17 protein-coding genes are annotated in these 18192 nt (G+C 64.8%); 5 read left to right on the top strand and 12 right to left on the bottom strand.

The window, feature by feature from the left end; all coding sequences use genetic code 11:
• Positions 1-6: 6 nt before the first annotated feature.
• The 7 genes from CHB97_RS17925 to CHB97_RS17895 all read right to left on the bottom strand — a co-directional run bounded on the left by CHB97_RS17925 (position 7) and on the right by CHB97_RS17895 (position 6025).
• A complete protein-coding gene (locus tag CHB97_RS17925; RefSeq protein ID WP_089289369.1) occupies positions 7-849 on the bottom strand; it encodes a class III extradiol dioxygenase subunit beta in 843 nt (280 codons plus the stop codon).
• A gap of 21 nt (positions 850-870) precedes the next feature.
• Positions 871-1257, bottom strand: coding sequence for a protocatechuate 4,5-dioxygenase subunit alpha (gene ligA, locus CHB97_RS17920; RefSeq protein ID WP_089289368.1), 387 nt, complete (start codon positions 1255-1257; stop codon positions 871-873).
• Positions 1257-2165: an amidohydrolase family protein gene (locus CHB97_RS17915; protein ID WP_244559600.1), complete on the bottom strand. Its 909-nt coding sequence runs from the start codon at positions 2163-2165 to the stop codon at positions 1257-1259. Before CHB97_RS17915 ends, ligA begins: the two co-directional genes overlap by 1 nt.
• A gap of 1 nt (position 2166) precedes the next feature.
• Complete coding sequence (locus tag CHB97_RS17910) at positions 2167-3207, bottom strand: amidohydrolase family protein (protein ID WP_244559599.1); 1041 nt, start codon at positions 3205-3207, stop codon at positions 2167-2169.
• Positions 3208-3349: 142 nt separating this feature from the next.
• Complete coding sequence (locus CHB97_RS17905) at positions 3350-4234, bottom strand: NAD(P)-dependent oxidoreductase (protein WP_089289367.1); 885 nt, start codon at positions 4232-4234, stop codon at positions 3350-3352.
• 9 nt (positions 4235-4243) lie between these two features.
• Positions 4244-5329 carry a 4-oxalomesaconate tautomerase gene (locus CHB97_RS17900; protein ID WP_089289366.1) on the bottom strand — a complete coding sequence of 362 codons (1086 nt, stop codon included), beginning with the start codon at positions 5327-5329 and terminating at the stop codon, positions 4244-4246.
• Between the two features lie 6 nt (positions 5330-5335).
• On the bottom strand, positions 5336-6025 hold the full coding sequence (locus tag CHB97_RS17895; protein WP_089289365.1) for a 4-carboxy-4-hydroxy-2-oxoadipate aldolase/oxaloacetate decarboxylase: 690 nt from the start codon (positions 6023-6025) through the stop codon (positions 5336-5338).
• Between the two features lie 154 nt (positions 6026-6179).
• On the opposite strand from CHB97_RS17895, the gene CHB97_RS17890 reads away from it, so the two are divergent.
• Positions 6180-7358, top strand: coding sequence for a LysR family transcriptional regulator (locus tag CHB97_RS17890; protein WP_200820007.1), 1179 nt, complete (start codon positions 6180-6182; stop codon positions 7356-7358).
• On the opposite strand, the gene CHB97_RS17885 is transcribed toward CHB97_RS17890, so the two are convergent.
• Positions 7359-8240 (bottom strand): helix-turn-helix domain-containing protein, encoded by an 882-nt coding sequence (locus CHB97_RS17885; RefSeq protein ID WP_200820006.1) that lies wholly within the window; start codon positions 8238-8240, stop codon positions 7359-7361.
• Positions 8241-8386: 146 nt separating this feature from the next.
• Between CHB97_RS17885 and pobA the strand changes: the two genes are divergently transcribed.
• On the top strand, positions 8387-9556 hold the full coding sequence (gene pobA / locus CHB97_RS17880; protein ID WP_089289364.1) for a 4-hydroxybenzoate 3-monooxygenase: 1170 nt from the start codon (positions 8387-8389) through the stop codon (positions 9554-9556).
• 121 nt (positions 9557-9677) lie between these two features.
• Here pobA and CHB97_RS17875 read toward each other — a convergent pair whose 3' ends face one another.
• Positions 9678-10931: an MFS transporter gene (locus tag CHB97_RS17875; protein ID WP_089289363.1), complete on the bottom strand. Its 1254-nt coding sequence runs from the start codon at positions 10929-10931 to the stop codon at positions 9678-9680.
• A gap of 123 nt (positions 10932-11054) precedes the next feature.
• Here CHB97_RS17875 and CHB97_RS17870 point away from each other — a divergent pair, with 123 nt between their 5' ends.
• The 3 genes from CHB97_RS17870 to CHB97_RS17860 all read left to right on the top strand — a co-directional run bounded on the left by CHB97_RS17870 (position 11055) and on the right by CHB97_RS17860 (position 13191).
• A complete protein-coding gene (locus tag CHB97_RS17870; RefSeq protein WP_089289362.1) occupies positions 11055-11522 on the top strand; it encodes a GNAT family N-acetyltransferase in 468 nt (155 codons plus the stop codon).
• Positions 11523-11593: 71 nt separating this feature from the next.
• Positions 11594-12652: an N-acetyl-gamma-glutamyl-phosphate reductase gene (gene argC, locus CHB97_RS17865; RefSeq protein WP_089289361.1), complete on the top strand. Its 1059-nt coding sequence runs from the start codon at positions 11594-11596 to the stop codon at positions 12650-12652.
• Positions 12649-13191 carry a gamma carbonic anhydrase family protein gene (locus tag CHB97_RS17860; RefSeq protein ID WP_244559598.1) on the top strand — a complete coding sequence of 181 codons (543 nt, stop codon included), beginning with the start codon at positions 12649-12651 and terminating at the stop codon, positions 13189-13191. Before argC ends, CHB97_RS17860 begins: the two co-directional genes overlap by 4 nt.
• 16 nt (positions 13192-13207) lie before the next feature.
• On the opposite strand, the gene CHB97_RS17855 is transcribed toward CHB97_RS17860, so the two are convergent.
• Genes CHB97_RS17855 through treZ form a run of 3 tightly spaced genes read right to left on the bottom strand, consistent with a single transcriptional unit; the run spans position 13208 to position 18106 of the window.
• Positions 13208-13510, bottom strand: coding sequence for a SemiSWEET family sugar transporter (locus CHB97_RS17855; RefSeq protein WP_089289360.1), 303 nt, complete (start codon positions 13508-13510; stop codon positions 13208-13210).
• Entirely contained in the window at positions 13501-16287 is a 2787-nt protein-coding gene (gene treY / locus CHB97_RS17850) for a malto-oligosyltrehalose synthase (RefSeq protein ID WP_089289359.1), read from the bottom strand. The genes CHB97_RS17855 and treY overlap by 10 nt, the downstream gene beginning before the upstream one ends.
• Positions 16280-18106, bottom strand: a complete 1827-nt coding sequence (gene treZ / locus CHB97_RS17845; protein ID WP_244559597.1) for a malto-oligosyltrehalose trehalohydrolase — start codon at positions 18104-18106, stop codon at positions 16280-16282. Before treZ ends, treY begins: the two co-directional genes overlap by 8 nt.
• Positions 18107-18192 lie beyond the last annotated feature (86 nt).

Genomic DNA, 18192 nt, shown 5'->3' with positions numbered 1-18192 from the left:
GCGACCTCACCCCCCGTTCTTCAAAATCAAATGCCCGACCGCCGTGTTGGAGGCCGGCACGTGGTAGAAGCGGTGCAGCAGGTCGACATTGGCTTCCAGCGCGCCGCGCATGATCAACCACATCACCAGTTCAATCCCCTCCGACCCGGCTTCACGCACGTAATCGATATGCGGGATGCGGGCGGCCGCTTCCGGGTCGTTGATCAGCAGGTCCAGGAACTTATTATCGAATTCCTGGTTGATCAGCCCGGCGCGGGGGCCCTGCAGCTGGTGGCTCATCCCGCCCGTGCCCCAGATCTGCACATTCAGATCCTGGTCGAAGCTGCGGATGGCCTTGCCGATGGCCTTGCCCAGCGCATAGCAGCGCGCACCGGACGGCGGCGGGTACTGCACCACATTCACCGCGAACGGAATCACCTTGCACGGCCACGCGTCGGGCTGGCCGAACATCAGCGACAGCGGCACGGTCAGCCCGTGATCCACATCCATCTTGTTGACGATGGTGAGGTCGAAATCATCTTGAATGACCGACTGGGTGATGTGCCAGGCCAGTTCCGGATGGCCATGTACCACCGGCACCGGGCGCGCGCCGAACCCTTCATCAGCGGGCTTGAATTCCTCCCCGCAGCCAATGGCGAAGGTGGGGATCAAATCCAGGCTGAAGGCGGATGCATGGTCATTATAGACCAGGAAAACCACATCGGGCTTTTCCTCGGCGATCCAGCGCTTGGAGAAGTCAAACCCCTGGAATACCGGTGCCCAATAGGGCTCGGCAGACTTGCCCAGGTCCAGGGCCGCGCCGATGGCCGGCACGTGGGAGGTGCTGACACCTGCGGTAATTCTTGCCATTTCCGTTTCCTCCCCGTTTGGTCAGACGACCTTGTTGCCGTTGCTGCCATCCGGGCGGCGCCCGCCTGACAGCATCATGGCGGCATATTCTTCCTGGCTCATGCCGGTCATCGTGGCGGCGGCGGATTGGAAGCTCTTGCCATCGGTGGCGAAAATCTTCGCCAGGAAATAGACGTTGCCGCCCAGCGACAGCAGGCGATTATAATCGCGTGCCAGAACGCCCAGCTTCTGCTCCTCCGTCATTTTCCATTCGTCCAGATAGGCACGCTCATCGGCGCGGAACCGGTCACGGTTCTCGGCCTTCATCAGCGACATGCAGAACTGGTTCAGGTGATAACCCCGGCGCGACATCTCCGCATCGAAGATGATGGTGCCTGGAATGTTTCGGTAAGACGTATCTTCGGACATCAGCGCACCTCTTCCGGCCAATAGAGACGCAGGGGGTTATCCACCAGCAGCTTTTGTTGCAGTGCTGCCGTCGGTGCGATCTGCGGGATCACATCGACCAGATGCCCGTCATCGGGCATGTGGGTCTTCATGTTGGGGTGCGGCCAATCCGTGCCCCACAGCACCCGGTCGGGGAAGCTTTCCACAATATGCCGGGCGAACGGCACCACATCGCCATAGGCGGGGGGGCCGAGTTTCGACAGGCGTTCGGGGCAGCTTACCTTGGACCAGAAATTGGTGTGCTCGCGCATCAATTTCGTGAACAGGGCGAATTCCGGCCCGTCCACCGGCTTGGTCACATCCGGGCGGCCCATATGATCCACCACCACCACCGTGGGCAGGCTGGTGAAGAAATCATAGAGTTCGGGCAGTTCCTGCGCCTCGAAATAGATCACGATGTGCCAGCCCAGCGGCTTGATCCGCTGGGCGATTTCCAGCAGCTCATCGCGGGGCAGGGCATCGACCAGCCGCTTGACGAAGTTGAAGCGCACGCCGCGTACGCCAGCGGCGTCCAACGCCTTCAGTTCCTCGTCCGTCACGCTGCGGCGCACGGTGGCGACACCGCGCGCCCGGCCGCCTGATGCCTGCAACGCATCCACCACGGCGCGGTTATCCGCGCCGTGGCAGGTGGCCTGCACGATGACATTGCGGCTGAAACCCAGATAATCACGCAGCGCCCACAGTTTCTCCTTAGGCGCGTCGCAGGGGGTATATTTGCGTTCCGGCGCATAGGGGAACACATCCCCCGGCCCGAACACATGGCAATGCGCATCCACGGCCCCCGGCGGGGGCACATAGGCGGGCTTGGACGGGTTGGGATGGAAGGGTAGCCAGTCGGCATCCATCTGGAAGGCGGGTTTATCAGCCATCTTACAGGTCCCTTCCGGCATTGCCGCGCGCCTTCAAGGAGGCATCCAGACGGGGATAGACGCGGCGGGCATTGCCCTCGAACACGCGGTAACGGTCATCATCCGACAAGGGCAGGCTATCCAGATAGCGCTTGGTATCATCGAAATAATGCCCGGTTTCCGGGTCGATGCCGCGCACGGCCCCCACCATTTCCGACCCGAACAGGATGTTCTTGATGTCGATCACCTTGAACAGCAGGTCGATGCCCGGCTGGTGATAGACGCAGGTGTCGAAATAGACATTCTTCATCACATGCTCGGGCAGCGGCGGCCGCTTCAGCATGTCGGCCAGCCCGCGATACCGGCCCCAATGATAGGGCACGGCCCCGCCGCCATGCGGGATGATGAAGCGCAGATCGGGGAAATCGCGGAACAGGTCGCCTTCGATGAACTGCATGAAGGCGGTGGTGTCGGCATTGATGTAATGCGCGCCTGTGGCATGGAAGCAGGCATTGCACGACCCCGACACATGGATCATGGCCGGAACATCCAGTTCCACCATCTTTTCATAGAACGGGTACCAGTGCTTGTCGGTCAGTGGCGGGGCGGTCCAGTGACCGCCGGACGGGTCCGGGTTCAGGTTGCAGCCGACAAAGCCCAGTTCGGTCACACAGCGTTCCAGTTCCGCCACCGAATTGGCGATGGGCACACCCGGCGATTGCGGCAACTGGCAGACGCCGATGAAGTTTTCCGGGTAGAGATCGACCACCCGCTTGATCAGATCGTTGCAGGCTTCCGTCCAGGCGCGGCTGACGGCTTCATCCCCGACATGATGCGCCATGGTGGAGGCGCGGGGGGAGAAGATGGTCATGTCCGCGCCGCGTTCGCGCAGCAATTTCAACTGGTTGGTCTCAATCGTCTCCCGGATTTCATCATCGCTGATGTCGGGGCGCGTCGGTTCCGGCAGGGCGGGGTTCTTGATACGGGCGATCTGCGCGTCGCGGAAGGTCTGATGCTTGGCGGGTGCCGTGGTGTAATGGCCGTGGCAATCGATGATCAGCATTATTGCTTTTCCCTGTTCTGGTTCCCCATTGATCCTTCCGACAGGCTTGTTGGAAGGATCAATGGACCGCTGCGACTGCGGCGGCGCGCCGCGTGGCGCGTGAAAGCCTGCGTGGTGTTTGAACGCGATACGGGAAGCCGATTCATCGGCTTCCCGGTACAAATTGAACGCGCATCGCGTCCAGCATGGCGGTGATTTCTTCCTGGTCCAGCGCGCTGGACAGCGGTGGGGCCCATTCCTGGCGCTCCACGGTGGCCAGGCTCATCCAGGGGGACAGGCCGGCCTCTTCCACCGTGCGGGCGACCTCGCGCATTTCCTCTGCCCGGCGCTTGCCATGTTCCATGGTGCGGGAAATCATGTAGCGCGACAGCTTGTGCCAGTCCGGCCCCGGAAACAGATCGTTCAGGGAGGTCAGCACCGTGTCGTCCACCCCGTAATGCCGAGCGGCCAGCAGGCTTTCGCTCAACAGCGCCTCAATCCCCTTCACCATCACCGACCGGCACATCTTGGCCGCAGAGGCCTTGCCATATTCAGCGGAGAAGACGGAGAGGTTGGACAGGCCAATATCCCGCAATGCCGCCAGCAGGCCATCGGCATGGGGGCCGCCCAGCAGGATGGGGGTGCCCAGCCGCTTGGGCGGTACCGGCGACATCACGGCGGCTTCGACATAGCGGGCACCGGCCCCGTTCACCGCCGCCGCCGCTTCGCCCTTGGCACCGGGGGAGGCGGAATTGAAATCCACGAACACGGCCCCGGCCGCCATACCCGCCGCCGCTGCCTTGGCCGCATCAATGGTGCGGGCGGCGGTGACGGCGCTGATCACCAGATCGGCCCTGGCCACCGCGTCAGCCGCATCGCTGCCCCGGCGCAGGAAGGATCGCGATGCAGCGGCCTGCGACGGCGGGGAAGCCGGGTCAGTAAAGCGCACATCCCAGGCCGACAGGGTGAAGCCGCGTTGGGACAGGTCATCGGCCAGGATGGTGCCGACCTCTCCCAACCCGATCAGGGCGATTGATTTGAAGGACATGCTGTGACCTCACCCCAACAGATGGCCGGGAACATAAACCTCACCCCGCATCAGCTTGCGCGCCGTGCGCAGCAGGGCAGAACGGTTGACCTTGATGCCAGCGCCATCGGCGGCGACATCCATATCCACGGTGAAAAACCCGGTCGGGTGTTCCACCTCCAGCCGCTGCGGCCCGGTGGCCCCGTCCAGCCCCGCCACCTGGGCCGCCACTGAACCGGGCAGCACGCAGGCGGTGGCGACACTGACGGCCCCCAGCACGCCAATCGCCTCATGCACCCGATGGGGGATGAAGCTGCGGGTGCCGACGGCCCCGCCATGGGCGGGGGGGGACACCAGCGTCATTTTCGGCACGGTCTTCTTGGCCACATCGCCCAGATTCATCCGGGGGCCCAGTTCCAGGCGAATTGCCTCCACCCTGGCTTTCAGGCTGGCGTCGGCCTCCAACGCTTCCGGTGCTTCATCACCTTTCACGCCGAAATCGGCGGCGTTCAGGATGACGACGGGCATTCCGTTATCGATGCAGGTGACGCGCACGCCCGCCACCTCATCCACCACATTGCCGGTGGGCAGCAGGGCACCGCAGCTTGAGCCCGCCACATCCAGGAAATCGATGGGGATGGCGGCGGCGGTGCCGGGCACGCCGTCGATGCGGGCATCCCCTTCATATTCCACCAGCCCGCCGGGCGTGGGCACATGTGCCACGGCCAGCGCCCCGGTATTCACCATATGGATGCGCACAGAGGTGATGGGGCCGGCCACTGGCACCAGGCCATTTTCAATGGCAAACGGCCCCACGCCCGCCAGAATATTCCCGCAATTCTGGCTGTCGCTCACCTCTGCCTTGTCCACCACCACCTGCAAGAACAGGTAATCGACATCGGCATCATCGCGGCTGGATGGGCCGATGACCGCCACCTTGCTGGTCAGCGGATGGGCACCACCCATGCCGTCGATCTGCCGGGCATCGGGCGAGCCCATGGCGGCCAGCAGCACGGCATCGCGTGCCGCGCGGTCGGCGGGCAGATCATGGGCCTGGAAATACAGGCCCTTGGAGGTACCGCCGCGCATCACCGTGCAGGGGATGGGTTTCAGCATGGCGGCTTACTCCTGGTCGGCGGCCTCGATATAGGTCAGGCCCTTTTCGCGCAGCCGGTCGCGCATCTTGTACAGGTCCAGGCCCAGCACGCCCTGCTTGAACTGGGCGCGGTTCTTTTCTTCCTTGATCTCACGCGCCTTGGCGCTTTCCAGCACGCTGGCCGCTTCCTTACGGGCGACGACAACCACACCATCATCATCGGCAACAATGATGTCGCCTGGATTGATGGCGGCCCCGGCGCAGGTGACGGGCAGGTTCACATCGCCCAACGTCTCCTTCACCGTGCCCTGGGCGAAGACCGCCTTGGACCAGACGGGGAAGCCCATTTCGGTCAGCGTGGCGATATCGCGCACGCCCGCCTCAATGATCAGGCCGCGCACGCCGCGCGACATCAGGGATTCGGCCAGCAGATCGCCGAAATAACCATCCTCGCAGGGGCTGGTCGGCTTCACCACCAGGATATCGCCCGGCTGGCACTGTTCGACAGCCACATGGATGGTCCAGTTATCGCCCGGCGCCACGGTGCAGGTGACGGCGGTGCCGGCAATGTGCGCCGGGCGGTAGATCGGGCGCATATAGCTGGCCAGCAGACCCTTGCGGCCCTGCGCCTCATGCACGGTGGCCACGCCGTAGCGGGCAAATTCATCCACCAGGGCGGAATCGGGGCGCTTGATATTGGTGACGACCACGGGCATGGCCAAACATCCTCCAAAACGGGTGCGCGGATTGGTCCTCCGCGCTTGATCTTGGGTGGGACTATGGACCCGGCTTGCCAAGAAGCTCCACTTCAAAACGCCGATCATGCTATAACATTTTGTTAGAACGTTCTGGATCATAAGGATTGCTGCGGTGCAGGAAATCCCGAAACTGCGGGCATTACAGGTTATTGCGGAGGTTGTTCGCACCCGCAGCACGGTGGCGGCGGCCGACGCCGCCCACATCTCCCAGCCGGCGGTGACGCAGACGGTGGCCAAGCTGGAAGCGGCGGTGGGGGAGGTGCTGTTCACCCGTACCGGCACGGGGATGGAGCCGACCGAACCCGGCCGCCGCTTTGCCCAGCGCATCGCGCGTGCCTTCGACCCGTTGCACGTGGCGGAACGTGAACTGGCTGTGCCGGGGCTGGCGGGCCGGGTGACCAGCGTGCAACTGCGCACCCTGGTGGCAGCGGTGGAGGCTGGCAGCTTCACCCTGGCCGCCGCAAAGCTGGGCGTCTCACAGCCCAGCGTCAACCGGGCCATGCGCGATCTGGAAAGCCTGTGCGGCCGCCCCCTGCTGACCCGCACGCCCCAGGGGCTGGAACCCACGCGGGAGGCGCGCGGGCTGGCCCGGCTGGCGGCGCTGGCGCTGGCAGAAATCCGCCAGGGGCTGGAGGAATTGCGCGAATGGCGGGGCCAGATGACGGGGCGGGTCTCCGTCGGCTGCCTGCCGCTGGCCCGGTCGCACCTGTTGCCCCAGGCGATAACGGCGCTGCTGGCCCGCTATCCCGGCGCGCAGGTGCGCATCATTGATGGGCCCTATGCCGAACAGTTGCATGAATTGCGGCATGGCGGGCTGGACCTGATTGTCGGCGCGCTGCGCCTGCCACCGCCCACGCCGGATATCGAACAGGAGGTGCTGTTCGTGGAACCGCTCTCCATCGTGGTGCGGGCTGATCACCCGATCCTGGCGGAAGGGGAGCCGACGGCGGCGGCCCTGGCCGCACTGGACTGGATCGCGCCGCGCGAGGGCACACCCGCCCGCGCCCATTTCGCCAGCTTCTTCGCTGCTGCCCAGGTGAAGCCGCCGCGCCACATTATTGAATGCAGCTCCCTGATCGCCTCACGCGGGTTGCTGATGCAAAGCGACCGGGCCGCCCTGCTGTCGGCCAGCCAGGTGCGGCAGGAGGTGGAGGCCGGGTATCTGGCCGTGCTGCCGCAGCCCTTGCCCGGCACCGAACGCCCCATCGGCCTGACCGTGCGTAAAGGCTGGCAGCCGACGCGGGTGCAGGCCGCGTTGATGGAATTGCTGCGGCGGGGGGTGGGGGAGTGATCACCCCCCCGCCCCCCGGCGGAAACGACCGGGGGAACAGCCGATGCGGCTGGTGAAGAAGCGGTTGAAATAGGCGGGGTCGGTGAAGCCCAACTCAAACGCCACCTCCGCCACCGGCAGGTCGCCGTAGAGCAGGCTGTGTTTCGCCTCCGCCAGCAGCCTTTCATGCAGCAGGTCGATCGGCGCGCGGCCCGTCACCTCCAGGCAGGCCGCGCGCAGGCGGCCCGGCGTGGCCCCCAGGGCGGCCGCATAATCCGCCACCGACCAGCCGTCGCGGAAATGGGTGGCCAGCAATTCGCGGTAACGGGCCACCAGCGTCACCCGTGGCCCGCGTGCTGCTGCCCCGGCGGCCCCTTCCACCAGCCTTGCGGCGCGTAAACTGGCCAGCAGCAGGGTGGTCAGCAACCCTTCCACCATCAATTCCCGGCCCGGCCTTTGTTCCTCCATCTCCGCTTCCAGAGCGGTGGCGAGTGGCAGACACAGCGTATCATTGGCGGGCAGGGGCACGGTGCGGGCGGCGGAGAACAGGTTTTCCAACCCAGCCTCCCGCCGGGCCAGCGCGTGCAGCAGCGGGTCCACGAAGGTGATGACAAAACCCTGGCTTTCTGGCCCGAAATCAAAGCCATGCACCTCCCCTGCCGGGACCAGCAGCAGGGCAGGGGCGGTGAAGCCATGCGCCCGCCCGCCGGCCAGCATCGCCCCGCTGCCTTTGCCCATCACCAGCACATGGTTCAGGTCCGGGTGGGCATGGGGGGCGATTTTCCAGCCGCTGGGGCGGGAGCGCCGTTCCAGCGTTTCGGCATGGATGAACCGTTCATCCGCCTTGGCCGGCGCTTCACCATAGAGAAAGAAACGCGGCACCAGCGGGCGGGTGGGGCGCATCGGCGAACCCTCAATTTATGCTGTTATGCAGCATTACGAAGGATCGATGAAAAGTCCAATTTTTTGATTGCTGCGTGTCCTGTTTGTTGGGTGAACCTTTTGTAGCATCGCGCCAACAACGTTAAATCAGCGGAGAGGAAACGGCGATGCGTACCCAGGTGGCGATTATTGGCGCAGGTCCGGCAGGTTTGCTGCTGTCCCATCTTTTGTACAAGGCCGGGATTGATTGCGTGATCCTGGAACGGCGCGACCGCGCCTATGTGGAAAGCCGCATCCGCGCCGGCATCCTGGAACAGATCACCGTCGATCTGCTGCGCCAGGTCGGCGTGAATGAGCGGATGGACCGCGAAGGTCTGCCGCATGACGGCTTCGCCATGGCCACGGGTGAGGAGACGATCCGCATCGACATGACGGCGCTGACCGGCAAGAACGTCATGGTCTATGGCCAGACGGAGGTGACGCGCGACCTGATCGACGCCGCCATTGAGCGCAACATCCCCCTGCTGTTCGAGGCGGAGAATGTCGCTGTGCATGAGGTGACAGGGGCCAAACCCATCGTCACCTGGACCCGCAACGGGAAAGAGGAAAAGCTGGAGGCGGATTTCATCGCCGGCTGTGACGGGTTCCACGGCGTGGCCCGTGCTTCCATCCCCGCCGACAAACTGTCCTTGTTTGAACGGGTGTACCCGTTCGGCTGGCTGGGCCTGCTGGCCGATGTGCCGCCGTGTGATCATGAACTGATCTATGCCAGCCATGAGCGGGGTTTTGCGCTGGCCTCCATGCGCTCTCACACCCGCTCACGCTATTATGTGCAGGTGCCGCTGACGGAGAAGGTGGAGGAATGGTCGGATGAGCGGTTCTGGGATGAGCTGACCGTCCGCCTGGGGCCGGATGTGGCCCCGCGCATCACGCGGGGGCCATCGCTGGAAAAATCCATCGCGCCGCTGCGCAGCTTCGTCGCAGAGCCGATGCGCTATGGCAACCTGTTCCTGGCCGGTGACGCCGCCCATATCGTGCCGCCGACGGGGGCCAAGGGCTTGAATCTGGCGGCATCCGATGTGGCCTTCCTGGCGGAAGGGCTGATCGACCATTACAAGGGCAGTGCCACCGGGCTGGAGCTTTATTCCGCCCGCGCCCTGTCGCGCATCTGGAAGGCGGAACGTTTCTCCTGGTGGTTCACCAGCCTGATGCACCGTTTCCCGGATACTGATGCCTTCGGCCGGCGGATGCAGATGGCGGAGCTGGACTATATCAAGGGCTCCGAAACCGCCCGCCGCACCGTGGCGGAAAACTATGTCGGGCTGCCGCTGCGGTAGAGCTGCTTTCGGTTGACCGGAAACAGGCCCGGCGATTGAGGAGAACGAAAGGTTAAAGCCCGTTTCCGCACAGCGGAAACGGGCTTTAACGTGGGTAATTCACGGGGATAGGGGGCTGCCCCTATCCCCGCTGCTCCACCGCGCCGGGGAACCGGTCCACGGTGCGCAGGGCCGGGAACAGCACGGCCCAGATCAGCACCACGGCCAGCGTGCCGATACCGCCCACCACCACGGCGGGGCCAGCCCCCAGCCAGGCGGCCATCACGCCAGATTCGAACTCGCCCAACTGGTTCGATGCGCCGATGAACAGGCTGCTGACGGCGCTGACCCGGCCGCGCATCTCATCCGGGGTTTCCAACTGCACCAGCGACTGGCGGATGAAGACGCTGACCATATCGGCGGCCCCCATCACCACGAGCGCGATGCCGGCGATGATGGCGGAACTGGTCAGGCCGAAAATCACCGTACCGACGCCGAACGCCGCCACACAGATGAACAGGGTCCGCCCCACCTGCCGCCGCACCGGCCAGATGGACAGGGCCAGGCCGGTGGCCAGCGCGCCGACCGACGGGGCGGCGCGCATGATGCCGACCAACATGGGGCCGGCGCCAAACTGATCCTTGGCCAGAATCGGCAGCAGGGCGGTGGCCCCGCCCAGCAGCACGGCGAACAGGTCCAGCGAAATGGCGCCCAGCACGATGGGTTTGGCCTTGATGAAGGAAAAGCCGGCCAGCAGCACCTGCATGGAAACCTTCTTGGCGGCTTCCTTGGGCGTGCGCGGTTCCAGCTTGATCAGCCAGACCAGCACGAAGGCCGTAGCGAACAGGGCGGCGCTGACGGCGAAAACCGTGTGACCGATCACGCCATAGAGCACGCCGCCCAGCGCCGGGCCGATGATGCTGGCCCCCTGCCAGGCCGATGAATTCAGCGCCACGGCGCGGGGGAAAATCTCCCGCGGGACCAGATTGGGCACCAGCGATGCCGCCGCCGGCATCTCAAAAGCCCGGCCGACGCCCAGGATGAACACGGCGATGAAGGCGGGCCAGATCGGGGCATTGTCATTCCACAAGGCCATCCAGAGCAGCATCATGGCGATGATGTCCAGCGTCTGGCAGACATTGATGATGCGCCGCCGGTCGAACCGGTCGGCGACATGGCCGGTGATCAGCACCAGCAGGATCGATGGCAGGAATTCAGCCAGCCCGACGAATCCCAACGCCAGGGCGCTGCCGGAAACATCATAGATTCGCCAGCCGGTGGCGACGATCTGGATCTGCAGGGCCAGGATGGCGCAGATGCGGGCGAACCAGTAAAGCCGATAGCCGGAATAGGCGAACGGGCTTTGCGGCTTTTCAAGCGGGGAGGGGGCAGACATGGCACCGGATCGGGTAACGGGCGACAGGTTGGAACTATGCGCCAGCCCCGATCCGGGCGATAAGGGTGCATCCTGCAAGGCAGAATATCGTCTGGGGCAGGACAGGATGTCAGGGGAACCATTATGGCGCTGAAGGATGATGTGGTGGTGCGGGTGGCGCAGCGGCGCGATGTGCCCGACATGCTGGCCCTGCTGCGGGAAGACAGCCTGGACCCCAATGCCACCGACGTGAATGCCCCCGACCTGACGCCCTATTACGAGGCGTGGGACGAGATCATGCTGGACCCCAACGCCGAAGTGCTGGTGCTGGATGTGGATGGGCGGGTGGTCGGCGTGGCGCAACTGAACTATATGCGCCATCTGGCACGCGGCGGGATGCGCCGCTGCATGATCGAAAATGTGCGCATCGCCAGCGCCTTTCGTAACCAGGGCCTGGGCGAAGTGCTGATCGAAAATTGCCTGGATCTGGCCCGCGCGCGGGGCTGTGCCCTGGTGCAGCTGACCAGCAATTCCCAGCGGACCGATGCGCACAGGTTCTACCAGCGCTTAGGCTTTCAGGCTTCGCATGTCGGCATGAAGCTGTATTTGTAATGAAGTGATGGGATAACAGCCCCATCGCCCGTCGTGATTTTCACCAGAGCAGCCGAGAGAAACGGAACATCATGAGCACTATCGATCCGTCCGCCCCCGTCCGCGTCGCCATTCTGGGCGCTTCCGGCTATACCGGGGCGGAACTGATCCGATTCCTGCTCCGCCATCCGCGCGCCCGCATCGTCGCCCTGACCGGCGAACGCGCTGCCGGCAAGCCGGTGGCCGAGGTGTTCCCGCATCTGGCCCCCTATGACCTGCCGGCCCTGACCAAGATTGCCGATGTCGATTGGTCGGGCGTGGATTTTGTCTTCTGCGGCCTGCCGCACGGCACCACGCAGGAAGTGATCGCCGGCCTGCCCGAACATGTGCGTATCTGCGACCTGTCGGCGGATTTCCGCCTGTTCGACGTGGAAACCTATGCCCAATGGTATGGCCACGCCCACAAGGCCCCGGCGCTCCAGGAAAATGCCGTCTATGGCCTGTCGGAGATTACGCGCGAGGCGGTGGCCAAGGCGCGGCTGGTGGCCAACCCCGGCTGCTACCCCACCGCGTCGCAATTGCCGCTGATCCCGCTGTTGCAGGCTGGCCTGATCGAGATTGACGATATCATCATCGATGCCAAATCCGGCGTTTCCGGTGCCGGGCGCGATGCCAAGCAGGGCAGCCTGTTCACGGAAGTGACCGAAGGCATCCACCCCTATGGCATTGCCAGCCACCGCCACGCGCCGGAGATCGAACAGGGCCTGACGCAGGCCGCCGGCAAGGATATTGTGGTTGCCTTCACCCCGCATCTGATGCCGATGGCACGCGGCATCCTGGCCACCACCTATGTGAAGCTGAAGGGCAGCGCCACGGCGGATGATCTGCGCGACATGCTGCGCAACACCTATAAGGATGAGCCGTTTGTGAAGGTGCTGGCCGATGGCGTGGCCCCGCAGACGCGCCATGTCCGCGCCTCGAACCTCTGCCTGATCAATGTCTTTGCTGATCGGCTGCCGGGCCGCGCCATCATCATCTCGGCCATCGACAATCTGGTGAAGGGGGCGTCGGGTCAGGCGATCCAGAATTTCAACATCATGTATGGCTTTGAAGAGACGCTGGGCCTGGATCTGGTGCCGGTGTTCCCATGACCAGCCCGCTGCAGCCCACCATCCTGCCCTTCAAGGGCAAGCTGCCGGTCATCGACCCCACGGTCTTCCTGGCCAACGCCGTGGTGATCGGCGATGTGGAGATCGGGGCGGAGAGCAATATCTGGTTTGGCGTCACCATCCGTGGTGACGTCAACGCCATCCGCATCGGTCGTGGCACGAACATTCAGGATGGCAGCGTCGTGCATTGCACGCGGGAGCGGTTCAGCACGACCATTGGCGACAATGTGACGGTGGGCCATCTGGCCCTGCTGCATGGCTGCGTGGTGGAAGATGGCGCCTTCATCGGCATGAAGGCCTGTGTAATGGATGGGGCCGTGGTGGAAGCCGGCGCCATGGTGGCGGCCGGCGCGCTGGTCACCCCTGGCAAGCGGGTGAAGGCGGGGGAACTGTGGGGCGGCAGCCCCGCCAAATTCCTGCGCCCGCTGACGGAAGAGGATGTGCGGGTGCAGATGGGCATTGCCCCGCACTATGCCAGCATGGCCAAGCAATATCTGGCAGAGGTTGGCGGCGGGCTGTGAAGGGGGCCGGGTCTGCCTATTCCCCTTCTGCCGGGGCGATCTTGTCGGCCACCGCGTCCCGCTGCCGCCAGGGCAGCAGCTTCATCGTCAGGATGAAGGCTGACAGCAGCAGACAGATGAAATTGGTGACGATCAGCGGCCAGTCGCCCCGCAGCAGCCCATAAAGGAACCAGCAGCAAAAGCCGCTGACCGTCAGCATATACATGCGGGCGGAGATGGCGCTGGTATCGCGCTGGCGGATGATCTTCCAGGCCTGTGGCGCGAAGCTGAGGGTGGAGAAAAGGGCGGCCAGTGTGCCGATGGTGGGGATCAGTTCCATTCGCCCCCCTCCCCCCGCACCAGCAGGGCCACCGGCAACACGCTGAAGAGATCCGCCGCCCGCACCGGCCCGCCCGGCATCTGCCGCCCGGTCAGGGTGCAGCGCCAGCGGCCAGGCGGCAGGCTCAGGCTGGTATCCTGCCAGCCACCCTGGGCAGCCAGGGCCAGGGGCAGCCTTGTGGCGGCGGTGATGACGGTTTGCCTGTCCATGTCACGGGCAAAGGCAACCAGATGGTTGGCGGCCACGCCCTCGGCCGGCATCCCCTCATACCCGCCATCGCGGAACAGGTCCGGCAGGCGGCGGCGCAGATGCAGGGCCTGCCGGATTACCGCCAGCTTCACCGCCCCGTCTTGCCAATCGGCCAGCAGGCGGCGCATCAGCCCCGCCGGGTCGGCCTGCAAGCCTTGTTCGATGTCGTCCAGCAGCCTGGCGCGGCTGTCGTAATCGACCGGGCGGCGGTTATCCGGGTCCACCAGGGTCAGATCCCACAGGTCGGCCCCCTGATAGAGATCGGGCACGCCGGGGGCGGTCAATTTCACCAGGGTCTGGGTCAGGCTGTTCACCACCCCCGCTTCGGCGATACGGGCCTGGAAAGGCAGGAATGCCTCCAGAAAGGCGGGGCGGCCGAGGTCCAGCGCATCGCGGGCAAAAGACAGCATTGCCTCTTCATAGGCGGGATCAGGGGCGACCCAACTGGTGTGGCGCTTGGCCTCCCGCAGGCTTTTCACCAAGGCACCTTCCAACCGTTCCCGCAGGCAGGTCAGGGCATCGGCATTGGGGATGCCGATGCCGGTCAGCTCCGCCGGCCAGACACCCAGCAGAAGCTGATAGAAGAAATATTCGTCATTGCGGTCAGGCGGGGCCGTACCATGCAGATCGCCCCGGCGGGCGCGCAGGATGCGGCTCCAGGTTTCCACCTGCCGGCCCCATTCATCCGGCACCTCCGCCAGCAGGGCCAGCCGCGCGCGCACATCCTCCCCGCGTTTGGTGTCATGCGTGCTGGTGCCCAGCATGGTGTGCGGCCAGTATTTCGCCCGTTCGGCATTGGCCTTGTGAAAGGCGGGCAGGGGCACGCCGACATGGTCGGGATGGCCGCCCACCTCATTCAAGGCGATCAGCCGGTTGAAGCGGTAAAAGGCCGTATCCTCCAGCCCCTTGGCCATCACCGGCCCGCTGACCTGCTGGAACCGCATGGCCAGCCGCACCGCCTGGGACCGGCTGTAGCCACTGCCGGGGCGGGCCACCAGATCACTGGTCAACAGCCGGTACAGGAAATCAAAGACGGAACTGTCCAGTTCCGGGGCATGACGGCGGGCATGGGCCACCGCCCAGTCAATATCGCGCCGGTCTTCCGCCGTCGCCTCCCCGCCATCGACATAGGTGCGATAGACGGGGAAGGCGGCGATGATCTCCTTCAAGCCGCGCTGCAGGATATTGCGGGTGAAATCGGTGGTGCGCGGGTTCTGGCGGGCCAGCCGGGCGGCATCGCGCGCCAGCACATTCAATTCCCCCGCCAGTTCGTTCTCCATGATGCGCAGCTTGGCCTCGCGCACGATGGCGGGGAAAGGCTGTGTCTGGCCGGTGAAGCTGTGATAGGTGCCGGTCAGGGCCAGTTCACCACCGCCATCCACCAGCAGGCCCAGGATCAGGTTGGCAAATTCATAGCCGGTGGTCCCCTCCACCGGCCAATCCGCGCGCAAGCTTTCATGCCGGGCCAGGATTTTCTCCAGCACCAGATAGAAGGGCATCGGCGCCTTTTCCCGCAGCCAGCGGCAATAAAGGCCGGGGTCGGACAGGCCATCAATATGATCGATGCGCAGACCCTCCACCACGCCTTCCCGCAGCAGCCGGAACACCAGCCCATGGGCATGGTCGAACAGTTCCGGCAATTCGATGCGCAGGCCCGCCAGTTCATTGATATTGAAGAAACGGCGGTAATTAATGTCATCCGCTGCGACGCGGAAATGGGCCAGCCGCCAATATTGCCGCTGGATCAGCCCGTCCAACCCCATCCAGCTTTCCAGATCGCCGGTCAGGCCGGTGAATTCCGCCACTGCATCGGCCACCGTCTGCGCCGCCTCTTTATCGCTGGCCACCAGGGCCGCCAGTTCGGCCTGCAGCTCCCGCGCGCGCCGCACCTCATGCGGGTGGTGGGCGGACAGGTTGGCGAAGGCATCGCCGATCCGTTCCAGTCCCGGATGGCGGTTGCCCAGCACGGCGGCATAATCGCAGGCACAGATGGGCAGCCGGTGGGTGCCATAGGCCCAGACGGAAAAACGCCCCTCCTCCGCCTCAAAGCGCAATTCAATATCGCCGGCGGCCAGCACGGCCCCATATTGATCGCCCAGGAAGGGCAGCAGCAGCTTGCCCTGCAGATAGCGTTTGTCGGGATCCCAATCGATATCGAACCAGCCGGCAAAGGGGCTGTCCGGCCCCCATTCCAGCACATCCAGCCACCAGGGATTATCCGACCCGCCCACCCCCATATGGTTGGGCACGAAATCCAGTATCTGGTTCAGACCATTGGCGCGCAGGGCCGCCACCATGCGTACAAAGGCGGCGACATCGCCCAGTTCCGGGTTCAGCCGGTGATGATCAACAATGTCATAGCCATGTGTGCTGCCCGGCCGTGCCTGCAGATAGGGCGAGGCATAAAGATGGCTGACCCCCAGCCGCGCCAGATAGGGGGCCAGGGCGGCGGCATCATCGAAGCCGAACTCACGGCGGAATTGCAGGCGATATGTCGCCAGCGGCACCGGGTTGCGGATATCAGCCATGGCTGGGTTCTCCTTCCATCGGGGCCGGGGGGATGATGGCCCAGCGCACGCTCCAGGGGCCCAGCGTGCCGGTGTCGGACACCGTGCCCTCCACCCAGATTTCCCGCCCTGGCGGCAGGGCGAATCCGGCCATTGTCTCCGGCCCCAGATTGGCGGCCAGCGCCAGCACCCCGCCATCGCCCAGCCGCCATTCCACCATCAAGCCATGGTCGCTCAGGGTGCGATATTGCCCGGCCCCACCCGGGATGCCGGGCAGCAGGGGGATGATTTCCTGGCGCCGCAGGGCCAGCAGGGCGCTGTACCAGCCCAGCCACGGCCCCTGTTCCGCTGCCGCCCAATCCAGCTTGGCGGACAGAAAGGTTGCCTCTGCTGTCGGGTCGGGGATGCGGGCGCGGGCGGCTGCATCCTGAAAGGCGGGGAAACGGGCAAATTCCTGCCGCCGTCCTTCCCGCACGGCATCCTTCAGATCCGGGCCCAAATCGCAGAAAAAGGGGAAGGGGCTGGTCGCCCCCCATTCTTCCCCCATGAACAGCAGCGGGATTTGGGGGCACAGCAGATAGAGACAGGCGGCAGCACGGACGGCCTGTTCCGGGGCCAGGGCGTGGATACGGTCGCCAAAGGCGCGGTTGCCCACTTGATCATGGTTTTGCAGGAAGCTGACAAAACGGCTGGGGGGCAGGTGGGCACTGGGCTCCCCCCGGGGGGAGCCGCGATAGGCCATCACCTCCCCCTGGAAGGCGAAACCCTCCGCCAGGGCGCGGGCCAGTTTGGCGATATCGCCCTGATAATCGGCGTAATAGCCGGCATCCTCCCCCGTTACCGCCACATGCAAGCCGTGATGCACATCATCATTCCATTGCGCGGTGAAAACATGCCCCAGGCGGCGCGCCTCGTTCTCCTCATTCTCCAGGATCAGATGCACGGGCCGGGTGCCGGCGGCGGCGCGCACGCGGCCCGCCAGCTCATCCAGCAGATGGCGGGGGCCCTCATCGCGGATGGCGTGGACGGCATCCAGCCGCAACCCATCCAGATTGAATTCGTCGATCCAGTACAGGGCGTTATGGATGAAGAATTCCCGCACCGGGGCGGCATCCGGCCCATCGACATTGATAGCGTCGCCCCAGGGTGTCTTATGCGCATCGGTGAAGAAGCCGGGGGCATAGAGCGGCAGGTAATTCCCCTCCGGCCCGAAATGGTTATAGACCACGTCCAACAGCACCATCAGCCCGCGCGTATGGGCGGCATCGATCAGGGCCTTGAAATCATCCGGCTGGCCGTAACAGGCGGCGGGCGCATAGGGCAGCACCCCGTCATAGCCCCAGCCGCGCGTGCCGGGAAAGGCCGCCACCGGCATGATTTCCAGCGCCGTGACGCCCAGCCGGACCAGATGGTCCAGCCGGTCGATGGCGTCCCGGAAGGTACCGGCGGCTGTGAAACTGCCAATATGCAGTTCATAGATCACCGCCTCATGCCATGGCCGGCCCGGCCAGCCGGTTTCCTGCCAGCGATAGGCAGCGGGGTCCATCACTTCGCTGGCCCCATGCACCCCATCCGGCTGGTGGCGGGAGGCAGGGTCCGGCACGGCTTGGCCGTCCGGGAGCAGAAACCGGTAGCGGTCCCCCGGCCCGGCATCTTCCACGGTCAGCTCATGCCAGCCGCCGGGCAGGGCCTGCAGGGGCATCGGTTCCGCCCCATCCAGGGCCAGCAGGATTTCTGCGTGCCCCGGCGCCCACAGGCGAAAGCGCACGCCGCCATCCGGCAACAGCGTCGCCCCGAAGGGCATATCGTGATAGCGGGCCTGATGGGGGGGCAATGTCATGGCGGGCGTTGCTTTCCTGGCCGTACGTGCCGCCATGCAACGCCACCGGATGCCGCTGGTTCCCAGGCTCCCCTATTCCGTAATGG

Source organism: Azospirillum sp. RU38E (assembly GCF_900188385.1).
In the GTDB taxonomy this organism is placed as follows: domain Bacteria; phylum Pseudomonadota; class Alphaproteobacteria; order Azospirillales; family Azospirillaceae; genus Niveispirillum.
The sequence above is the reverse complement of the archived record's forward strand: the minus strand, read 5'-3'. Positions and strand labels throughout refer to the sequence as shown.